Below are 22,381 nucleotides of genomic sequence, written 5' to 3' on the forward strand. Positions count from 1 at the left end.
CGTAACAATGGAGGGTTTACACCCATTGAAGGAATTGGTTGCAAAACAGAAGCAGGGGATACCGGAAGGAATATATTCGGCTTGCAGCGCAAATGAATACGTTATTGAGGCGGCTATGGAGAGGGCCTTAAAATCGGGGAGCTATGTTCTGATAGAGGCTACCGCAAATCAGGTCAACCAGTTTGGAGGCTACACCGGTATGAAGCCGGCTGATTTCAAAGCTTTTGTATACGGCATCGCCGGGAAGGTTCAATTTCCCGAGGAGAAAATATTGCTGGGAGGAGATCATCTTGGGCCTCTTACATGGAAAAATGAACAATCCGTAACGGCAATGGAGAAGTCCTGTGAATTATTGAAGCAGTATGTGTCGGCGGGATTCACAAAAATCCATATTGACACAAGTATGCACCTCGCGGACGACAATATCAATGAAAAGCTGGACACGCATGTTATTGCCGAAAGGGGCGCCATACTGTGCAAGGTTGCGGAGGAGGCATATGCAGAACTTCTTGAAAAGGATAAAAACGCGTTGCAGCCTGTATATGTGGTAGGCAGTGAAGTGCCTATCCCGGGGGGAAGTCAGGAGGAGGAAGAGGGAATTCAGGTTACAAAGGTAGATGACTTTGAAGCAACGGTGGAAACCTTTAAACAGGCCTTCCATAAGCTGGGGCTTTACAAGGCGTGGGATAATGTAATTGCCGTTGTAGTTCAGCCGGGAGTTGAGTTCGGGGATGAAACTATTCATGAATACAACCGTGAAGCGGCAAAAGACTTGTGTAATGCACTCAAGAAGTACCCCAGCCTTGTTTTTGAGGGCCATTCCACAGACTATCAGACTCCAGAGGGACTAAAGGAAATGGTTGAGGATGGAATAGCTATTTTGAAGGTCGGGCCTGCTTTGACCTTTGCCTTGAGAGAAGGACTTTTTGCTCTCAGTATGATTGAAGAGGAATTGTTCAGATATAATCCCGACATTCATCTTTCAAACCTTGTAAATGTATTTGACGAGGCCATGCTTCAAAATCCCGGCAACTGGAAGAAGCATTACCACGGCAGCGGAGTAAAGATAAGGTTTGCCAGAAAATACAGCTTCTCAGACAGGTGCAGGTATTATCTTCCCGATCCTAATGTGCAGAGCTCCATAAAAAGGCTTGTGGAAAATCTTGAAACAGCCCCAATACCGCTATCTCTGTTAAGCCAGTATATGCCTGTTCAATACATCAAGGTAAGAAGCGGCAATTTATCAAATGACCCGGTGAGCCTTTTAAAGGACAGAGTTGTGAACTGTGTAGACGATTATTTATACGCTACAGAAGCGAAGCGGCAGTAATTTTAAGCGGGCTTTATTCCCGGTACAACAGCAAAAGAAGTACTATTCCGGGCGATTTAAATAAATATTAAAGTAAAAAAAGGAGATGTATCTTATGAGTAATGATATTGTAAATCCAAGCTTGGTGCCTCAGAGAATATTGCGCGGAGGAGATAAAATGCCGGGTATAGGCATGGGTACCTTCGGCTCCGACAGATTTTCGGCCGAAGATATCGCTGCTGCGGTAAAGGGTGCGGCAGAGGTTGGCTTCAGGCTGTTTGACTGTGCGTCTGTTTATGGTAATGAGCATTTGATAGGAGAAGTTTTTGAAGACATTATGAAGTCCGGCATAACGAGAGAGGAGCTGTTTATTACTTCAAAGGTGTGGAATGATATGCATGGGAAAGGAGATGTACTGTTATCCTGTGCAAAATCCTTAAAGGATTTGAAGCTTGACTATATAGATTTATATTTTGTACACTGGCCTTTCAGGAACTTCCACCCGAAGGGAGCTGCTCCCGACTATCACAATAAGAATGCAAGGCCGTTTTCAATTGAACAGTATATGGAAACCTGGTACCAGATGGAAAGACTGCAGAAGGCAGGTTATGTAAAGCATATAGGAGTGTCGAATATGACTGTCCCCAAATTAAAGGAGCTATTCAAGTACTGCACCGTTATGCCGGCAGCAATTGAAATGGAGCTTCATCCATGCTTCCAGCAGCCCGAGCAGTTCAAGTTTGCTCTCGATCATGGAATACAGCCCATTGGCTTCTGCCCGATAGGTTCTCCAACCAGACCAGATCGCGATAAGACCTCGGAGGACTATGTTGATATTGAGGACCCGGCAATTGTTGAAATAGCTAAGGCTCATAACGTTCATCCCGCCGTTATCTGTGTTAAATGGGCGGTACAGAGAGGACAAACCCCAATTCCCTTCTCAATTCACAGAAAAGAGTATGCAAGTAATATACGCTGCGCAGTTGAGGACCCTCTGACAGAGGAGGAAATGAAAAAAATCGAGGGCTCAGACAAAAATTGCAGGCTTATAAAGGGACAGGTATTCCTCTGGGATGGAGCAAAGGACTGGAAGGATTTGTGGGATCTGAACGGAGAAATAACAAAATAATGAGGCCGCTGACTGCGGATTTGGAGGTTTTATGCTAAAAGGGATTCCTTCTGTTTTAACCCCTGAATTATTGAAAACACTTATGGAAATGGGGCACAGTGATGAAATAGTAATAGCAGACGGCAATTTTCCGTCAGGCACCTTTGGGAAAAAGGTAATCAGGCTGGACGGACACGGTGTGCCTGAAGTACTGGATGCAATATTGAAGTTTTTCCCGCTCGATCCTTATGTGGAAAAGCCGGTGGCGTTAATGGAGGTTGTACCGGGCGATACGGTGGAAACGCCAATATGGGACGTTTACAAGGAAATAATCAATAAGCACGAGCCGGAAAACAACAAAATAGAAAATATTGAGAGATTTGCCTTCTATGAAAGAACAAAAAGCGCATATGCCGTAATTGCAACAAGTGAAGCGGCACTTTATGCAAATATCATTTTGAAAAAGGGTGTTGTCATAGACAGGTAATCATATAAAGGGATTTATCCTTTTGTCGCTCCGGCCATGCCGCCAAGCTAATGTGCAATTTACAAAAAAAAACAAAATATGTATGAATTTTGTTGAATTTAATATTTTTAAGATATATAATTATAGTAATATATCATATGAAAATATTTATCCTTGTGATTGCACAGGCGGTGGCGGAGCATGAAAAGATATGTTTTTTTGATAGTACCTGCTGTGGCTGCTCTGATAATAGGCTTGGCGGTTTATGCCTTTCACCCGTTCAACAGACTGGAGCTTAAGTCCGGAGATGTAATTCCTTCAGGGATTAAATTTTTTAATGCCTCGGGAGGGGTAAGCAGGGCAGGTGATATCGGAGGTAAATACAGAGTATTTTTCTATCTTGACAGCACTGATAGCGCCTGTATGGAAAGGCTGAATTGCATATCAAAGGTAATTAATTTAATAAGCGTTGAGAATATCAGCTATGCAGTGGTGTGGGAAGACAGCATACCTGTGGAAAGTATAGCTGAGACGGGAATTGACTTAAGCTTCAATTATTCGCTTAATCGCAGGGCTTCCTTGAGTGAATCGAGGCCTGATGCATTCCTTACCGATGAGAACGGTAAAATTATTATGATTACCGGCTACAGCTATGTATCTCTGATAAATGAAATCATCGCGCTGGGCGGGAAAAAGGATTTAAGTGTCGGTGCTGCCGAAATGATTCTGAAAAATGCATCGGAGCCGGGTGCTTCCTTGGGAGATAATGGCGGAAAGACGTTGCTTATGTTTGTGTCGTCGGGATGCAGAACCTGCAGGGAAACTGAAGAAATTGTGCGGCAAAATATTGATTCGATGTATGAAAAGATAAATGTCATTACCGTGCGCCCGGATTTTGACACAAGGCAGCCTTATGACAGACACTTTGAAATTGATCCCCAGCAGGTATATTTCAATATATTTACAAATGCGCAGGGGATAGAGGCGTCTAAACGCAAATATCCCCTGTTTTTTATAATAAATAGCGATTATTCTGTTGAAAGGCTGTTTACCGATGCCGGTGATACTGTCAAACATATTATGGGATAGTCTTATTTTTATAAAATAATTTACAAAAATTTAAAGATTTATGCTCTTTTTATTGAAACTAATCTTTTAAAGTTATATAATTATAGTATTGATGGTTATGAATGGAATGTAACATCTAAAAAGTGATCGTTTATTGTTGGGAACATTATTTCTTATAATTATATCAATACACATAACAGCGCGGCCGTGCTTGCCAAAAAGACTTCGTCCTGCAAAGATATGGAGGGTGTTTTTTTGACCGACGGCAGAGGGTCACGTATATATAGAATCATCAATCCTTACGGAAGCATACAATGCGGAACCAGTGCTTTTTAACATAACAAATTCCCGGTACAAGCGCCGGTACCAGAGGGGAACCAATTCTGTTAAAGTGCGTTAGTGTGAAGTGTCTTGTATGCCGGAAGAAAAGTCTTCTACAGAGTACTGGATATCGCTCGGGCAATAAAACCTCTTAGCAAAACAAAATATATAAATGATGAAATAGAAGGTTGCATCATATTAAGGACACTGCCGTGAAAAATGAGACAGCATGGTTGAAAGGATGTGCTTAACATAGATGGACTATTGGCCTTTGAAAACTTAACACGATTTTAAGCCAGGTCAGGGAAAGCCCGCAAAATAGCTTTTTCCTTCTTACATATTTGCATACAATTTTCTGAATATATCAATTTTATATATGCCACTTAAATTCCAGGCATAACCGGTAATTCTGCCGGGTGCTGCTCATATTTATTTTCAGTTCATAGCATCCAATCATATTAACATTCCAAACTTTTTCTTTAGTTTTTATTCCCGTAACTACAATCTTTTAAATCACATACCCGGAGCAGAGCTTTGCGGCCGTTTCTGACCTTTATTTATCCGATGACCAACGGAGAGGATTCCATTGGACGTCGGACAGGCTTACATTAATTATGTGTGAAGGGAGGTGATTTAAGTATACATATTACTGCTTATGTGAGAGGGGTAATACAGGCACTGGCATTCATTAAATCGGCATTTCAGATTTTGGCAGGGGCGGTAGCTCCGGAAGGGGTAATGCTCTATACCGAAAGGTGTTAAGAAATTATTGATTAATTTATATATCTGTCTCCACTTGAGGTATTATTGCCGTATTTGCAGATTATTCGTATGCAATCGAATAACTGCCGAAAATGTAAACCTTTGCGTATTTTATAATCCTAAACCGGTTAAAGTGCTTTTCTCATACAGAAGGTACTCAACGGTCAGCGGCTTACTTATTTTTGTATTAAGGGGAATATAAAGATAGGCTGCCTTTTAAAGACGACTGCAACGGGTGTAATAAGGCGAAAGGAAGGAGGAAAAGTTTTAAGGATAGCAAACGCAGGTAATGCTTTTGTGCTTGTACGAAAATTGAGGATGGTTGAAACACTGACTGGAAGATGAATTTCAAATTTAAGTTAAGTGTACCGTTATGTTCCTTAAGAGGCAGATAACCAAAAAGAAGGGAGAAATAAAGTGAAACAAAAAAGTTTAATGAATAAAATAGGCAGGAAAATAACAGCAACATTTTGTATTCTCGCCATAGCTTTTTCAATCCCCCTAAGTGTGATGGCGGCAGCGCTCCCAACCATGCCGCAGTCAGGCTATGATCAGGTCAGGGGTGGTGTCCAGAAGGGACAGGTCGTAAATATTTCTTATAGATCCACAGCAACAAACAGCAATCGTCCGGCGAAGGTTTATCTGCCCGCAGGCTATTCGGCAAGCAAGAAATATAGCGTTGCCTATATATTGCACGGTATTGGCGGAGATGAGGGCAATTGGTTTGCCGACTGGGGCGGAAGGGCCAACATTATTGCCGACAACCTCATTGCGGAAGGCAAAATCAAGCCTATGATAATAGTATCACCAAACACTAATGCGACGGGAACAGGGATATCCGACGGCTATGAAAATTTCACAAAGGATTTGATAAACAGTCTCATTCCCTATATCGAATCAAACTATTCTGTTTATACCGATCGCCAGCACCGGGCGCTTGCCGGACTTTCAATGGGAGGAGGGCAAACCTTCAATATAGGACTGACAAATCTGGACGTATTCCCTTATCTAGGGCCAATTTCCTCGGCTCCCAACACCTATTCAAATGAGAGATTATTTCCCGATGGGGGAGCTGCCGCAAAGCAGAAGCTGAAATTGTTCTTTATTGCATGTGGGACTGCGGACGGCCTTTTGAGCTTTGGAGAAAGGGTACACAACTATTGCGACTCCAAAGGCATTAATAATACCTATTGGCTTATCCCGGGAGGAGGCCATGACTGGAACGTATGGAAGCCCGGACTGTGGAATTTCCTCCAGATGGCAGATGCGGCGGGACTTACGACTGAGATTCCGGTTGAGCCGGTATCAGCCTATACGAGGATAGAAGGAGAAAGCTACAGTACCCAGTCGGGGACCCAGAACGTAAGCTGCTCCGAAGGAGGGGAAGCTGTAGGCTATATAGAAAACGGGGATTATACGGCTTACCAAAAAGTGGATTTCGGCAGTGGTGCAGGCAGCTTCCACGCCAGAGTATCCAGTGCCACCGGCGGAGGCAATATAGAGATTAGGCTTGACAGCATTACCGGTCCTGTAGTAGGAACCTGTGCAGTTGCGGGGACAGGAGATTGGCAGAATTGGGCCGATGCAAAGTGCAATATCAGCGGCGCAAGCGGGGAGCATACCTTATACCTGAAATATACGGGAGAAAGCGGATACCTGTTTAATGTAAACTGGTTCACATTCGGAAAAGAAAGCATTTCTGAAAAGCTGCCGGGAGATTTGAATTTCGATGGAAAGGTAGACTCGATAGATTTCACCCTGATGAAAAAGCATATTTTGGGTCTGGAAAGCCTTGAGGATCTGGTACCGGCTGACTTAGACGGCAACGGATCAGTCAACTCACTGGATTTTTCGCTGCTCAAGCAGTATTTGCTGGGAATTATAACGGAATTTCCACGATAAAGCACATTGCGAGCGAACGGAATATGATTTTGCTCATTAAAAATTTTAGACATTAAATATTTAAGCATGTGAGGAGGTTTTAGTATGTTAAGTACACATAAGTCCAAAAGCTTTTTTGGATTGAGAAAAGTTCTTGTTTTTCTGGTGATGGTGTGTTTGCTGCTTTCGCAAGCGGTATTTGCATATGCCTGGCAGTCCGATAATGAAAACGGCACATTTAATAACCCGGTGTTATATGCTGATTACCCCGATCCCAGCATGATCAGGGTTGGCGATTATTTTTATTTGGCTACCTCGACTTTCGCCAACGTTCCGGGGCTGGTTATTTTGAAATCTCAGGATATGGTTAACTGGGAGATTGCCGGTCATTGTATATCATCATTTACAGGAAGCAACGCGTATAATCTGGAGGGAGGCACAAAATACGGCAACGGCTGCTTTGCTCCTTCGATAGCTTATAAGGACGGCACCTTTTATGTGGTTGTAACTCCTAATGGTGAGAGGACAAGAATTTACTATGCTCAGGATGTAGCAGGGCCTTGGCAGTATAACACACTGGGAGGCAGTTATTTTGATCCCTGTTTATTTATTGAGGATAACGGCACCCCATTTCTGGCATGGGGAGGCGCGTGGGAAAACAGCATAAAAATGATACAGCTAAATTCAAACTTAAGTGCCACAACAGGATCTCAGAGAACAATTCTCTCTTATAATAATGTTGAAGGCGTGCATCTCATAAAAGCCAAAGGCAAATATTATTTGTTTAACGCCGTGCCTGCACAGAGGCTGGTTTGCTCAAGAGCATCAAACGTATGGGGGCCTTATGGTGAGACCATTACCCTGTGTACCGCCGGAAAAGGCGGACATCAGGGAGGTATCGTGGATTTGGCCGACGGAACTTACTGGGGCTATCTCCATCAGGATGACGGCGCAATCGGACGTATGACGAGAATCTGCCCCATTACCTGGCAGAATGACTGGCCAATGTTCGGCAGGTCTGGACATACGGGGCAGGTTGAATCCAGCTACACCAAACCCATTCAAAATAAACCGGTTAAGGTCCCGGCAACTTCGGATGAATTTAACGGAAGCTCTTTAGGGCTTCAATGGATGTGGAACCATAACCCGGATAATTCAAAATGGTCACTGACAGGGTCTGCCTTAAGGCTGAAAGCTACTACCGGCCCTGATTTCTGGCGTGCCAGAAACAGCTTGACCCAAAAGGGCCAGGGCCCCATAAGCACGGGTACAATTAAAATTGACTGCAGTGCTATGCAGCCCGGAGACATAGGCGGATTGGGAATGCTGGGTGATCCGCGCGGGTATATTGCCGTAACCGGCAATCCAAAGCGTATCATAATGTCGGAAGAAGACACGGTAAAAGCAACTGTAAACAATATAACCTCAAATACCCTATATTTCAGGATAGAAATGAATTTTAACAACAAACAGGCCAAGTTTTATTGGAAGGATAGTGAAGCCAAGAGCTGGCAGCAGCTCGGAACATCAATAACTATGGGCTTTGACTGGCAGCACGGCACCTTCCAGGGCGAGCAGTATGCCATCTTGAATTTTAATACCTCCGCAAGTACCGGCTATATGGATGTTGACTGGTTCCGATTCAATGATATTCCGGGCGGAGATGTTCCTCCACCCGAGCCAAGGTCAGCTTTTGAAAGGATAGAGGGAGAAAGCTATGACGTTCAGTCGGGAATCCAGAGCGTAAGCAGCTCCGAAGGCGGAGAGGCTGTAGGATACATAGAGAACGGGGATTACACTGTTTACAAAAAAATTGATTTTGGAAGTGGTGCCGCAAGCTTTCAGGCCAGAGCATCCAGTGCCACCAGCGGAGGTAAGATAGAGCTCCGGCTTGACAGCATCACAGGCCCTGTAGTAGGAACCTGTACGGTTCCCGGAACAGGTGATTGGCAGACTTGGGCTGATGTAAAGTGTGATATCAGCGGGGCAAGCGGCGAGCATGACTTATACCTCAAATATACAGGAGAAAGCGGATACCTGTTCAATATCGACTGGTTTACATTCAGTAAGGGGAGCATTTCTGAAAAGCTGCTGGGTGACTTAAATTCCGATGGAAAGGTAGACTCGATAGATTTCACCTTAATGAAGAAGCACCTTTTGGGTCTGGAAACCCTTGAGGATCTGGCACCGGCCGACTTAGACGGCAATGGATCAGTCAACTCACTGGATTTTTCGCTGCTCAAGCAGTATTTGCTGGGAATTATAACGGAATTTCCGGGATAAGCTGCATTACAAATAGATGCGAAGTATTTCGCACATCTAGGGGTCTAATGCAAATAAAGAGTAATTTGGAGGCAAGCTTATGAAAAAGGCGTGTAAGATTTTGGTTTTTTTATTTATGGCTTTTATATTCCTTCCGACATTGGGCTATGCGGATAATCCCATAGTACAAACGCTTTATACGGCAGACCCTGCTCCTATGATATATGACGGAACATGCTATGTGTACACCAGCCATGATGAGGATACGTTGATAAATGACTTTTTTACCATGACCGACTGGAGATGCTATTCCACAACGGATATGGTAAATTGGACTGATCGTGGGGCTGTAGCAAGTCTTAAGAATTTTAGCTGGGCAGGCAGTAACGGTGCTTGGGCGGCCCAGTGCATTTATCGGAACGGGAAATTTTACCTGTATTGTCCCATCCATTTAAAGGGGATTGGTGTACTCGTTTCGGACAGCCCTTATGGCCCGTTTACCGACCCTTTGGGAAAGCCTTTAATTAACAACAGCATGGAGGATATTGATCCCACGGTATTTATAGATGATGACGGTCAGGCTTATATGTATTGGGGAAATCCAAATCTTTATTATGTGAAGCTGAATGAAAATATGATTTCCTATTCGGGAGGTATTTCTAAAATCCCTTTGACAACAGCAAGCTTTGGAACGCGCAGTAACAGCGAAAGACCGACTAGCTATGAAGAAGGCCCGTGGTTTTATAAGCGTAACGGATTATACTATATGGTGTTCGCAGGAGGGCCTATATCAGAGCATATAGCTTATTCCACAAGCACCGGCCCGACAGGCCCGTGGACTTACAGGGGTAAGATTATGCCTACTCAGGGCGGCAGCTTTACCAACCACCCCGGGGTAATTGATTACAAAGGCAATTCCTACTTCTTTTATCATAACGGTGCGCTGCCGGGAGGCGGAGGCTTCCATCGTTCCGTATGTGTCGAGCAGTTCAAGTATAACGCCGACGGCACATTTCCGACCATAAATATGAGCACAACGGGAGCGCCTCAGATCGGCAATCTGGACCCGTATGTCAAAACAGAGGGTGAAACAGTTTGTGGGAGTTCAGGCGTTAGAACCGAAAAATGCAATGAGGGCGGAATGAACGTATGCAATATTGAAAACGGCGACTATATAAAGGTAAAGGGAGTTGATTTCGGTTCAGGTGCCACATCCTTTGACGCAAGAGTGTCCTCGGCAACCAGCGGAGGGAATATTGAGCTTCGGCTTGACAGCCCGACAGGCAAGCTGATCGGAACCTGTGCTGTTTCGGGTACGGGCGGGTGGCAGACCTGGGCTACTAAATCCTGCAACATAAGCGGTGTGTCCGGGGTGCATGACCTGTATCTTAAATTTACCGGCGGAAGCGGCTTTTTGATGAACCTTAACTGGTGGAAGTTTGATGGGAACGCACCCTCCCAGCCAAGATCGGCTTTTGAAAGGATTGAAGGAGAGAGCTATGATATTCAGTCTGGAATCCAGAGCGTAAGCAGCTCCGAAGGCGGTGAGGCTGTAGGATACACAGAAAACGGCGATTACACCGTCTATAAAAAGATTGACTTCGGCACAGGTGCGGGAAGCTTTCAGGCCAGAACGTCCAGTGATACCAGCGGGGGTAAGATAGAGATCCGGCTTGACAGCATCACCGGACCTGTAGTAGGAAGCTGTACAGTTCCCGGAACAGGAGGCTGGCAGGTTTGGACTGATGTAAAATGCAATGTCAGCGGCGTAAGCGGCGAGCATGACCTATACCTGAAATATACCGGAGGAAGCGGGTACCTGTTCAATATCGACTGGTTTAAGTTCTCACAAACCTCAACCCCTGACGGAAAGCTGGGAGACTTAAATGGTGACGGAAACGTCAACTCAATTGACTATGCGGCATTAAAGCTTCATCTGACCGACGCTGTCCCACTCACGGGGGGGGCTTTGTCGAATGCCGATGTAAACGCAGACGGTGTTGTAAATTCTGTTGACTATGCATTAATGAGGCAATATTTACTGGGTATAATAAGTGTTTTCCCAGGAGAATCGACACCCGAAGAGCCAGAAGATCCTGAGGAAAAGTTCCATTGCTTCTTATTGCTGGGGCAGTCCAATATGGCGGGATATGCCAAATCTCAGGCTTCTGACAAGGGAGAGGATCCCCGTGTGCTTGTGCTGGGCTATGATAACAATGCTTCACTTGGAAGGGTAACAGACCAGTGGGATGTGGCATGTCCGCCTCTGCACGCTTCATGGCTTGATGCAATAGGACCGGGGGACTGGTTTGGCAAGACCATGATACAGAAGGTGCCGGAGGGCGATACTATCGGACTGATACCATGCGCTATAAGCGGTGAAAAGATAGAGACCTTTATGAAGAACGGAGGCAGCAAATATAATTGGATTGTCAACCGCGCAAAGCTTGCACAGCAAAAGGGAGGAGTTATCGAAGGCATTATATTCCATCAGGGAGAATCAAACAGCGGAGATACAAGCTGGCCGGGCAAGGTAAGCACGCTTGTGAACGATCTTAAAAAGGATTTGAATCTGGGAGATATTCCTTTTCTCGCGGGAGAGCTGCTTTACAGCGGACCCTGTGCAGGTCACAATACTCAGGTAAATAAGCTGCCCTCCTTAATTAAGAATTGCTATGTGGTTTCAGCAGACGGTCTGCTTGTGGATTCTTCCGACACAACGTATCGTCTTCACTTTGGGCATGATTCAACAGTGACTTTGGGCAAGAGGTATGCCGAAAAAATGATTCAGGTTCTCGGATGGTAAGATGGCATAGCCGAGGATCATAAGGCAATATGAGATGAAGGAATGCCGCATTTCCGTTTAATAATAATATGGATTTTAAATCCATAGGATTATAAAAAAAATAATGGAGGTTATGATGTATGTTAAACAAGAAAAAAAGTGGTAAGGTCAGGATAGTAAGTGTTCTGACGGCAGTTTTTCTGGCTGTTTGCATTATAAGCAGCAGCTTCCCTCTTACAGCAAGCGCAGCGATGGCTACAGGGAAGGCCAAATGGGTCGGAAACATATGGGCGGGCTCAAATGCGCCAACCAAGTATGCCGATTACTGGAACCAGCTCACACCCGAAAACTCCACAAAATGGGGACCGTGCGAACCCCAGCAGGGTAATTACTCTTTCGGAGCAGCTAAAGCGATGTACAATTACTGCAAAACAAATAAAATTCCTTTCAAGTTCCATACATTAATATGGGGCTCACAGTATCCCAACTGGTTAAACAATCTCTCAGGCACAGCCAGAAGAACAGCAATAGAAAACTGGTATAAAGCGGTCGCACAGAATTTCCCCGACATAGAATATATTGATGTTGTAAACGAAGCAATGCCGGGACATGCCCCATTTCCCTTTAAGAATGACATCGGAGGCGACAACGGACTGTATGGAACCGGATGGGACTGGATAGTATGGTCATTTGAAAAGGCGCGCCAGTATTTCCCGAATGCCAAGCTTCTGATCAACGACTATAATGTTCTTAATCAATGGTCTTGTCTTGACAGCTATATTCCGGTAGTCAACATATTAAAGGCCAGAAACCTCATTGACGGTGTCGGCTGTCAGGCTCACGGACTGGACAGTACAAGTGCCTCAAGCTTAAAGTCAAGACTGGACAGGCTTGCTGCTACAGGGGTTCCGATATATATTTCGGAATTTGATCTGGATATTGCCAATGACACTACACAGAAAAACAAGATGCAGGAGCTGTTCCCCGTTATGTATGAGCATTCTGCAGTAAAAGCAATTACATTTTGGGGCTATGTACAAGGTCAAACATGGATACCAAATTCTCATCTGCTGATGAGCAACGGAACGGAAAGGCCGGCACTCACATGGCTTAAGCAGTACATGGCCAATGTTCCCGATGAGCCTGTAGGGCCTGTGGACCCAAGGGATGCCTATACGAAAATAGAAGGGGAAAGCTATAACTCTCAGTCGGGAGTTCAGAAAGGAAGCTGCTCTGAAGGCGGAGAATGTGTAGGATATATAGAAAACGGGGATTATACTGCATATCAGAAAATAGATTTTGGCAGTGGTGCGGGAAGTTTTAAGGCCAGAGTAGCCAGTGCCACAAGCGGAGGTAATATTGAAATCCGGCTTGACAGCATTACAGGGCCTGTGGTGGGGACCTGTGCAGTTCCGGGAACTGGCGACTGGCAGAATTGGGTAGATGTACAGTGTGATGTGAGTGGCGCCAGCGGTCAACATGATTTGTATCTGAAATATACCGGGGGAAGCGGGTACTTGTTTAACGTTAATTGGTTCCAATTTGCCAAAGGAGGTGTGACTCCTCCTGTCCTTGTAGGAGATCTCAACGGTGATGGCAGCGTTAATACAACGGACTATGCCCTGATGAAAATGTACCTTATTGGCTCTATTGATGATTTCCCAGTGGAAAATGACCTTGCAGCCGGAGACTTGAACGGTGACGGTGTAATAAATTCCGTTGATTTCGCTGTTTTCAAACAATATCTTCTGGGGCTTATTACAAAATTACCTCATTCCAACTAAAAAAAGTATTCTACTTAAATAGTCAGGGCAGATAAATGCCCGCAATAACGAAAGGAGAGGTATAAAATGAAACGAGAAAGCTTGATAAATAAAATAAGCAGGAAGACAGCATTGCTTTTTCTCGCACTTACAGTGCTGTTGTCGATGCCTTTGAGCTCTATAGCGGCGGATGCGCTTCCGGCTGCACCACCATCAGGGTATGACAGGGTTCAGAACAATATTCCTCATGGACAGGTGAGCTACATCACTTATCAGTCGTCGGCGACAAACAGCCAGAGGAGGGCCAGAATTTATCTGCCTCCAGGATACTCTGCAAGCAACAAATACAGCGTGCTGTATTTACTTCACGGCATTGGTGGAAACGAAGATGAGTGGTACAACAGCGGTGTTCCCCATGTTATACTTGACAATCTCATTGCTGCCGGTAAAATTCAACCGTTTATCTGTGTATTACCGAATGGAAATGCAACAGGAAATGGCATATCCGATGGATGGGAAAACTTCACAAAGGATTTGATTAATAGCCTTGTGCCTTACATTGAATCAAAATATTCTGTCTATAATGACGCTAAGCACAGGGCGGTTGCCGGACTTTCACAGGGCGGTGCACAATCGCTGAATATAGGACTGCCCAATGCTGATAAATTTAACTATGTCGGAGGCTTTTCGTCATCGCCGATTACCAAACAGGTTGGACAACTGTTCCCTGACGGGGGAGCCAAGGTCAGGGCAAATTTAAAATTACTGTTCCTTTCCTGTGGTACGTCGGATTTCCTTATATCAAATAACAATAGAGTAAGGGACTACTGCAAAAGCAACAATATTTCCTACACTGAATGGCTACTTCAGGGCAACGGGCATGACTGGACCGTATGGAAGCCCAGCCTGTGGAATTTTGCCCAGATGGCATGTGCAAGAGGGTTTACGGATTATGGGCCTGTTACTCCTCCTGAACCAAGATCAGCCTTTGAAAAGATTGAGGGAGAAAGCTATAACAGCCAGTCTGGAATTCAGGACGGAAGCTGCTCCGAAGGCGGAGAGTGCGTAGGATATATAGAAAACGGAGATTATACCGTTTACAGCAACATTGATTTTGAAAGCGGTGCGACAGGCTTTAAGGCCAGAGTGGCGAGCGATACCAGCGGAGGGAATATTGAAATCCGGCTTGACAGCATCACCGGCCCCGTGATAGGGACTTGTGCAGTTGCAGGAACCGGTGGCTGGCAGAATTGGGTAGATGTACAGTGCAATGTCAGCGGAGTAAGCGGAAAGCATGACTTATATCTGAAATATACCGGAGGAAGCGGATATCTGTTTAATGTTAACTGGTTCCAATTTACCAAGGGGGGCACGCCTGACGTGCTTGTCGGGGATCTCAATGGAGACGGCAGCGTTAATACAACGGATTATGCTCTGATGAAAATGTACCTTATTGGCTCCATTGAGGATTTCCCAGTGGAAAACGACCTTAAGGCCGGAGATTTGAACAGTGACGGTGTAATAAATTCTGTTGATTTCTCCATTTTTAAACAATACCTGTTAGGTCTTATTCCAAAATTGCCTTACTAATTAACAAAATAAGTTTATTATTTGGATATGTACAAGCGGATAAGGATTTTACAGTAAGAAAGCGGCTGCCGGAGGGATTTTTAGACTGCCGGTGAGAAAAGCTAGTGGTGAGACAGCCCCAATACTCTTTGGGTATTGGGGCTTAAACCTTAAAGGTATTTTTTAAACCAACGCGGCATTTTCCATAAATTTATATCCAAAATTTCTTAAGCTCTGCACTGCGGGTTACCATTTCTAAAGGAGATGCTTTCTTAGAGAACAGTATGCTGTATATCCTTATTGCAGTACAATATAGGAGGAAATAAGTATGTTATTTAAAAGAAATGAGTTAAAAAGGCACATGGCGCTGATTATTTCTTTTGCTATTGTGTTAATCAGTATTTTTAATGTTGCAGTTTCAGCACCTAAGGTTCATGCCGCAGTGCCGTCGGCTCAGGCAACCTATTACGTATCTCCTGCGGGAAGCGACAGCAACCCGGGGACAATTGACGCTCCGTTTCAAACAATTACCAAGGCCCGTGATGTTGTGCGTACTATAAACAAAAGCATGACGGGTGATATTTATGTTTATCTGAGGGGTGGAGACTATCGCATAACAAGCACCATTACCTTTGGAACGCAGGATTCCGGGTCAAACGGATACAGAATATTTTATCAGGCATATGAGGGGGAAAAACCTGTTTTAAATGGTGCAACAAAGGTTACGGGTTGGACTCAGCACAGCGGCAATATATATAAGGCTTCCTTAAACCGCTCCACCAAGCTGAGGAATCTTTATGTGAATGACCGCAGAGCCTCTATGACCAGCAAAAGAGTCACAGCCAGAGGAGGATACGGTACTTATTCTGTAACGCAGGGCCAGGCCGATTGGGCCTGGACGGGCGGAAGTAAAAGTGACGGAGTTCAGTACAACGCATCGGATGTACCGACTATTGCCGAAAACAAAGACGATCTTGAGATAGTAAACGGTACAACATGGAATGAAAACATAGTTTGTACTAGAGATGTTATTACCTCGGGAAATTACAGGGTACTCCTTCTGCAGCAGCCGTATGGAGCGATAGCGCAGACGCCGGGCTGGGGGGCTGCCTTTTCGGCAAGCGGGACTCATACTATTTATAATGCCTTTGAATTTTTAAATTCTCCGGGGCAATTCTACTTTAACAAAACCACAAAAACGCTTTACTATTATCCGCGATCGGGTGAAAATATGGCTACTGCCAATGTCGAAGCTCCTGTGGTAGAGAAGCTTATAGATATAGCAGGAACCTCAACAACAAACAGGGTTAAGAATATAACCTTCCAGGGAATTACCTTTGCAAATACCGATTACGGACTTGTTAATGTCGCAGGCTCACGCGGCAAATCGACATGTCAGGCTTCACAAGCATTTATAGCATTTTATAATGACAATTGGCACAAAACCAAGTATGACCTTGTTGACACATTGCCCGGCATGATCAACGTAAGCAGCAGTGACTCCATCAATTTTATTGATAATGTAGTGAAGCATAGCGGTAATGACGGAATTACTATGGTAAACGATGTCATAAATTCAACTCTCATCGGCAACTATATAACCGACATCACATCAAGCGGTATGACGATAGGCCATCCGCAGCATGTTTACATCGGAAACGGAGGAAGCCGTGCAAAATATCCTACGGGCGTAGAAGGCGTATGCAAAAATATTACAATCTCCAATAATATGTTGTACGATATTAGCACTGCGCCCGGGTTCGGGGGATGCGCAGCCATAACGGCATACTTTGCGGATACAGTCAGTATAACTCATAACCACGTCCAATCGACAGCCTATAATGGTATCCACTTAGGGTGGGGATGGAAAGAATTTAAGGACTCCACTACCTGTAAAAATAATACCATAAGCTATAACCGTATTATCGATCCTTTGACCAGGCTCCATGACAGCGGTGGAATATACACCATAGGTCAGATGCCGGGGACGAACATTAATGAGAACTATGTTAAGGGAGTTCCTTCGAACGCCACCGGACCTACATATGGTTTACATAACGATGAAGGAACTGCTTACATAATTGAAAATGACAATGTACTTGATATTAGTCCGAACGTAACGTATACAATTAACTGTGAGGATTATGGTGACAAACATCATCTGACAATACTAAGAACATATGCAACGGTAAATAAAATGGGTAAAAATCCCCCAAATAGTACCATAGACACGCCGATTGCAGTTCCGGACAACGTATGGCCTCTGGCACAGTACAATGTATGCTTAAATTCCGGAATTCAGGAAGAATACCGAAACATTATACCCCAAAGCTTGCTTTCGGTGCAGGACTATGTATTCCCGGCGAGCTGCTTTGCAAGAGGGGGAGAGGATATAAGCATAAGGAGCAGCGGCAGCGCGGCGAACACAGTATGGTTTGCTCCCGCGGGAACGACGAGCTTTGCTGAAGGGCCTTCCATGACTAAGGCATCAGGAACTGCCACAACCATTTGTGCTCCCCAAGCGGCCGGAACGTACAAGCTGTGTGTAGTAAATTCATCAGGCACTAAGATAGGTGAATCAGCGGCACTCATCAGAGTGAGCGGATCAGCCTCACAGATCGAAGCGGAGAGCTACACCTCCCAGTCGGGTATCCAAACCGAAACCTGCAGTGAAGGCGGACAGAATATAGGATATATCGAGAATGGGGATTACGCTGTTTACAAGGGTATTAACTTTGGCAGCAACACTACCGGCTTTCAAGCCAGAGTAGCCAGCGGAGCCAGCGGAGGCAATATTGAAATCAGACTTGACAGTATTAACGGGCCTTTAGTAGGCACATGTGCGGTCACCGGTACAGGAGGCTGGCAGACGTGGGCCGATGCAAAGTGCAATATCAGCGGAGCCAGCGGAACACATGATCTGTATCTTAAATTTACGGGAGGAAGCGGATACCTGTTCAACGTCAATTGGTTCCAGTTTATTAAAGAGAGTGTGAAGCCTGTCCTTGTAGGAGATTTAAACGGGGACGGAAGCGTTAATACAACCGATTATGCCCTGATGAAAATGTACATTCTTGGAACTATTGAGGATTTTCCGGTAGACAATGATCTGAAAGCGGGAGATCTGAATGGTGACGGAGTAATTGATTCACGTGACTTTGCCGTTTTTAAGCAATACCTTTTGGGCATTATATCGGAGCTGCCTTATTTAGGCTAATAATAGTGTACCCTTTACAGAACCCTATTTAGTAAATGCCTTCAACAAAGAAATAGCTTATTTGCAATCGATTCACCTTAATCGTTTGCTAGCCTGGTATAAACAAACAGCAGAATTGTATACAAGCTACAGCAAGTATGGCGGAATGAATGATTGCCTTTATGAATTGTATAAGCTAACAGGTAACAGCAACCATCTAGCTGCCGCACGTAAATTTGAATTTAGACGGAAAAATAGACTCTAATGGAATAGTTAACACACTTGATTTAATGCTGCTCAAACAATATTTACTGGAAATTATAGCCCGTTTTCCAGATGAGGCGTAAAGAACCTGACAGGCAGGCCAGATTGGCATATCCCGGCTTAATCAGAGCTTGAGTAACGGGGATGTCTGGGATATAGGCAGCCTCATGCAAGTATGAGGTTAAATGACGGGTGAATAACCAATTTGGGCGTAGACGATGAATGCTGTGATCAAAGCAGTTCTGCATAAAACGTAAAAGGAGGAAAAAAATGAGAAGAAATATATTGTCAATTCTTCTACTTATCGCCTTAGCTACTACGTTGTTTCAAATTACGCCTCTGAATAGAGTTACAGCGGCGGATGCCAGCATTACACTGGATGGAAACAATATTAAAAGCGGCAACGTCAACGGCCTTACCTTCAAGGGCTTCGGCGTGCTGAGCGGAAACAGCTCCAGCGCGCTTCTGATGGATTATAAATCCGAGCATCCGGAGAAATATGCGGAATTGCTCAAGATACTGTTTGGAGGAACGCGTCCTGTTATGACTCAAGTGAAAATTGAGATGGGAAACGACCGCAACAACTCCACAGGGCCCGATCCGTCCACTATGCGTCTGGAAAACGAAGCTGCAAATGTCAGGAGACACCCAGGATTTGAGCTTGCGGCCGATGCAAAAAGAGTGAACCCTGATATTAAGGTGAGCATCCTGCGCTGGAATGCTCCCGGCTGGGTAAACAACAATGACAAGGTTTATGCGTGGTATAAGAAAACCATTCTGGCCGCTTACCGCCAATACGGCTATATGGTAGATTATGTGAATCCCGGAGTCAACGAGCAGGGGCCGGATTTGACGTGGACCAAAGCCTTTGCAAACAGGGTTAAAACAGATAGCACAGGCTTTAACGACTCAACTGAGAAGGCTCTTTATAACAGCATTAAGGTTGTGATTTCCGATGAAGCCGGTTTAGGCTCCTTCGGCGGCAGCATGGTGAACGATTCCTCCCTTCGTGATGCAGTGACGGTCGCCGCATATCACTACAACACTGATGATAACAGCGCGGGCAATTTCAAGCAGCTTGCCGATCAATTTGACAAAGAGGTATGGAACAGTGAGGCACAGGCTACCTTTAGCAACACCTCCTTCCGTCCCAACAATAATATGAAGGATCCTACGGTGGCGGGCACAGGCATAGGGGGCATAAACGGCCCGCTTGAAATGGGAAACACTATTATAAAGGGATTTGTCAATTCACGGCGGACGCATTTTATCTACCAACCGGCTATTGGTTCCTTCTATGAGGGAGGACAATATTGCTTTAAGGAATTAATCAGCGCGCGTGATCCCTGGTCGGGATGGATGCACTATGACGGGGGACTTGTTATTCTGCGCCACTTTAGCTGGTTTGCCAATACCGGCTGGGAAAACCAAAGCAATACCGCAGGTATCTGGAGGGCGGTGCCTCAGTCCAGCTATACCGGCGCGACAGGCACCAACCCCATTAACGGACGGAACGGCACACCAAGCTATATGACAATGGCCTCTCCCGACAAGCTCAACTTTTCAACCGTTTTCATCAATGATAGTGAGTATTCTAAAACCTATACGCTCAAAACGGTAAACATGAGATATGCGGGCACACCCTCCCTTGAAGTATGGGAAACCCGTGCGGCCGATAAGGGAGCGGCCTTTAACAGCAGCTATATGAAATATCTTGGTAAGCTTGCCGCAAATAACGGTAGTTACACAATAAATGTAAAGCCTTACTCTATTGTGACGGTTACCACTTTGGACAACAACGGGAACGGGGAGTTTAAAGCACCGCTGCCGACAGAGGGCGAACGTACCGTGCTTGACACCGATATAACCGGTTCTGTGCAGGATACGGGCGACAATATACTATATGCCGACGATTTTGATTACTCCCGAAAAACCGTTCCTGTAATCGGAGCAGGAGGGAAAATTACGGGAACCGAGAGCTATATAAATTCCCGAGGCGGCTCCAAAAGTATAATTCCGCGATATACCAGCGACCGAAACGGTGCATTTGAGGCATATCTTCCTGACGGATCAGACAATTATGTTCTGCGCCAGCAGGTTGATCGATCCGCTATGGGGCTGGGAGGCACGTGGAATAACGGAAGCCCGATAACGGGCATTGGGGATAACAGATGGCTGAACTATAAAGCCAGTGTTGACGTTTCTTTTGAGCACAACAGCACCGAGGGGGGCGACAATTATGCCGCTATAGGAGCCCGGCAGCAGGGAGGCGGCAATTCACACTATATGAACGGTACGCCGTATTTCCTGAAATTCTGGTTTGACGGCGGATGGTCAATGTGGGTTGACGGCAAATCCGTAGCAAGCGGAAATGTAGTGAGTGGTTCGGGCGGAGTAAAAATAAACAATTTTATTACCGCCTATAACGCATGGCATAACATCGCAATTCAGGTTGCCGGCAACAAGGTTACTTCATATCTGGATGGCGTTGTCCTTGCCGACTATACCGATTCGAAGCCAAGACTTTCCGGACGTATAGATCTGGGAAGCGGTTATTATTATACCCGCTTTGATAACCTGAAGGTTGAAAAGGTTGACGGCTTTCCACCTTATTATTCGGAGCTGCTCGACAATCTTGAGATGCATGATCTGTCGGCTGCCCCGGCTGCCAAGCTTGTTTACGAAGGCGCGTGGGCCCATGCAAACGGCAAATCCATGTACAATTACCAGCGTTCCCTTTCCACCAGCCAGAGAGCCGGTGCTGTGCTTCAGTATACATTTATCGGCAACGGGCTGGATATTCTAGGCCCTAACGACGGATCGGCAAAGCTGGAGGTGACAGTAGACGGGAAGGTTGTCAACAGCTCGGCAGGTACAATGTCGTCCGGGGAATTTTACCAGACATTTACACTCCGCGGGCTTGATTATGGAAAGCATACCGTCAGCCTGAAGGTTGTGAGCGGAACTCTGGTTGTAGACGCTGTGGCGGTTATTTCAGATATAATCAAGTCACGGACGGCATTTTCGCACATTAGAGCGGAGAGCTACAACGCTCAGTCGGGAATCCAGAACGTAAGCAACTCAGAAGGGGGTGAGGCTGTAGGGTACATAGAAAACGGGGATTACACTGTTTACAAAAAAATTGATTTTGAAAGCGGTGCCACAAGCTTTCAGGCCAGAGTATCCAGTGCCACCGGCGGAGGTAAGATAGAGCTCAGGCTTGATGGCATTTCCGGGCCTGTGATAGGCACCTGTACCGTTCCCGGAACAGAAGATTGGCAGAATTGGATTGATGTAAGGTGTGATGTCAGCGGTGCAAACGGTGAGCATGACCTGTACCTGAAATATATCGGGGAAAGCGGGTACCTGTTTAATATCAGCGGGTTTATATTCGGGAAAGAAATTATCCCGGAAAAGCTGCTGGGTGATTTGAATTTCGATGGAAAAATAGATTCTATAGACTTCACCCTGATGAAAAAGCACATTTTGGGGCTGGAACTCCTTGAAGACCTGACACCGGCTGACTTAGACGGAAGCGGGGGAGTCAATTCACTGGACTTTTCCTTGCTCAAGCAATATTTACTGGAAATTATAAGTGAGTTTCCCGGAAAAGGTACATTATAAACA

At 45.2% G+C, this 22,381-nt stretch carries 12 protein-coding genes; all 12 read left to right on the plus strand.

Annotated features, from left to right (window positions below):
* The first annotated feature begins 7 nt into the window (after nt 1–7).
* Nucleotides 8–1,330: a class II D-tagatose-bisphosphate aldolase, non-catalytic subunit gene (locus DFR58_RS12890; RefSeq protein WP_114298264.1), complete on the plus strand. Its 1,323-nt coding sequence runs from the start codon at nt 8–10 to the stop codon at nt 1,328–1,330.
* Between the two features lie 94 nt (nt 1,331–1,424).
* Nucleotides 1,425–2,438: an aldo/keto reductase gene (locus tag DFR58_RS12895; protein ID WP_114298265.1), complete on the plus strand. Its 1,014-nt coding sequence runs from the start codon at nt 1,425–1,427 to the stop codon at nt 2,436–2,438.
* Nucleotides 2,439–2,469: 31 nt separating this feature from the next.
* The gene (locus tag DFR58_RS12900; RefSeq protein ID WP_114298266.1) at nt 2,470–2,904 is read left to right on the plus strand and encodes an RbsD/FucU family protein; all 435 of its coding nucleotides are present in this window, start codon (nt 2,470–2,472) and stop codon (nt 2,902–2,904) included.
* A 180-nt stretch (nt 2,905–3,084) separates the two neighbouring features.
* Complete coding sequence (locus DFR58_RS12905; protein WP_114298267.1) at nt 3,085–3,972, plus strand: thioredoxin domain-containing protein; 888 nt, start codon at nt 3,085–3,087, stop codon at nt 3,970–3,972.
* A 918-nt stretch (nt 3,973–4,890) separates the two neighbouring features.
* The gene (locus DFR58_RS22175) at nt 4,891–5,034 is read left to right on the plus strand and encodes a hypothetical protein (RefSeq protein ID WP_207659229.1); all 144 of its coding nucleotides are present in this window, start codon (nt 4,891–4,893) and stop codon (nt 5,032–5,034) included.
* Between the two features lie 417 nt (nt 5,035–5,451).
* Nucleotides 5,452–6,936 (plus strand): carbohydrate-binding protein, encoded by a 1,485-nt coding sequence (locus tag DFR58_RS12910; protein ID WP_479722743.1) that lies wholly within the window; start codon nt 5,452–5,454, stop codon nt 6,934–6,936.
* 84 nt (nt 6,937–7,020) lie between these two features.
* Nucleotides 7,021–9,198, plus strand: coding sequence for a family 43 glycosylhydrolase (locus DFR58_RS12915; RefSeq protein ID WP_114298268.1), 2,178 nt, complete (start codon nt 7,021–7,023; stop codon nt 9,196–9,198).
* Between the two features lie 79 nt (nt 9,199–9,277).
* Nucleotides 9,278–11,983: a carbohydrate-binding protein gene (locus DFR58_RS22390; RefSeq protein ID WP_242987619.1), complete on the plus strand. Its 2,706-nt coding sequence runs from the start codon at nt 9,278–9,280 to the stop codon at nt 11,981–11,983.
* Between the two features lie 119 nt (nt 11,984–12,102).
* The gene (locus DFR58_RS12925; RefSeq protein WP_114298269.1) at nt 12,103–13,746 is read left to right on the plus strand and encodes an endo-1,4-beta-xylanase; all 1,644 of its coding nucleotides are present in this window, start codon (nt 12,103–12,105) and stop codon (nt 13,744–13,746) included.
* A 66-nt stretch (nt 13,747–13,812) separates the two neighbouring features.
* Nucleotides 13,813–15,315 (plus strand): carbohydrate-binding protein, encoded by a 1,503-nt coding sequence (locus DFR58_RS12930; RefSeq protein ID WP_114298270.1) that lies wholly within the window; start codon nt 13,813–13,815, stop codon nt 15,313–15,315.
* A gap of 307 nt (nt 15,316–15,622) precedes the next feature.
* The gene (locus tag DFR58_RS12935) at nt 15,623–18,511 is read left to right on the plus strand and encodes a carbohydrate-binding protein (protein ID WP_114298271.1); all 2,889 of its coding nucleotides are present in this window, start codon (nt 15,623–15,625) and stop codon (nt 18,509–18,511) included.
* Nucleotides 18,512–19,024: 513 nt separating this feature from the next.
* On the plus strand, nt 19,025–22,378 hold the full coding sequence (locus tag DFR58_RS12945; RefSeq protein WP_114298273.1) for a carbohydrate-binding protein: 3,354 nt from the start codon (nt 19,025–19,027) through the stop codon (nt 22,376–22,378).
* Nucleotides 22,379–22,381: the final 3 nt, after the last annotated feature.

This window comes from Anaerobacterium chartisolvens, from assembly GCF_003337415.1.
In the GTDB taxonomy this organism is placed as follows: Bacteria; Bacillota; Clostridia; order Acetivibrionales; family DSM-27016; genus Anaerobacterium; species Anaerobacterium chartisolvens.

Excerpts from the sequence above, each read along its gene's own strand:
- DFR58_RS12890 (WP_114298264.1), top strand. The coding sequence starts at position 8 with ATGGAGGGTTTACACCCATTGAAGGAATTGGTTGCAAAACAGAAGCAG.
- DFR58_RS12895 (WP_114298265.1), top strand. The coding sequence starts at position 1,425 with ATGAGTAATGATATTGTAAATCCAAGCTTGGTGCCTCAGAGAATATTG.
- DFR58_RS12900 (WP_114298266.1), top strand. The coding sequence starts at position 2,470 with ATGCTAAAAGGGATTCCTTCTGTTTTAACCCCTGAATTATTGAAAACA.
- DFR58_RS12905 (WP_114298267.1), top strand. The coding sequence starts at position 3,085 with ATGAAAAGATATGTTTTTTTGATAGTACCTGCTGTGGCTGCTCTGATA.
- DFR58_RS12915 (WP_114298268.1), top strand. The coding sequence starts at position 7,021 with ATGTTAAGTACACATAAGTCCAAAAGCTTTTTTGGATTGAGAAAAGTT.
- DFR58_RS22390 (WP_242987619.1), top strand. The coding sequence starts at position 9,278 with ATGAAAAAGGCGTGTAAGATTTTGGTTTTTTTATTTATGGCTTTTATA.
- DFR58_RS12925 (WP_114298269.1), top strand. The coding sequence starts at position 12,103 with ATGTTAAACAAGAAAAAAAGTGGTAAGGTCAGGATAGTAAGTGTTCTG.
- DFR58_RS12930 (WP_114298270.1), top strand. The coding sequence starts at position 13,813 with ATGAAACGAGAAAGCTTGATAAATAAAATAAGCAGGAAGACAGCATTG.
- DFR58_RS12935 (WP_114298271.1), top strand. The coding sequence starts at position 15,623 with ATGTTATTTAAAAGAAATGAGTTAAAAAGGCACATGGCGCTGATTATT.
- DFR58_RS12945 (WP_114298273.1), top strand. The coding sequence starts at position 19,025 with ATGAGAAGAAATATATTGTCAATTCTTCTACTTATCGCCTTAGCTACT.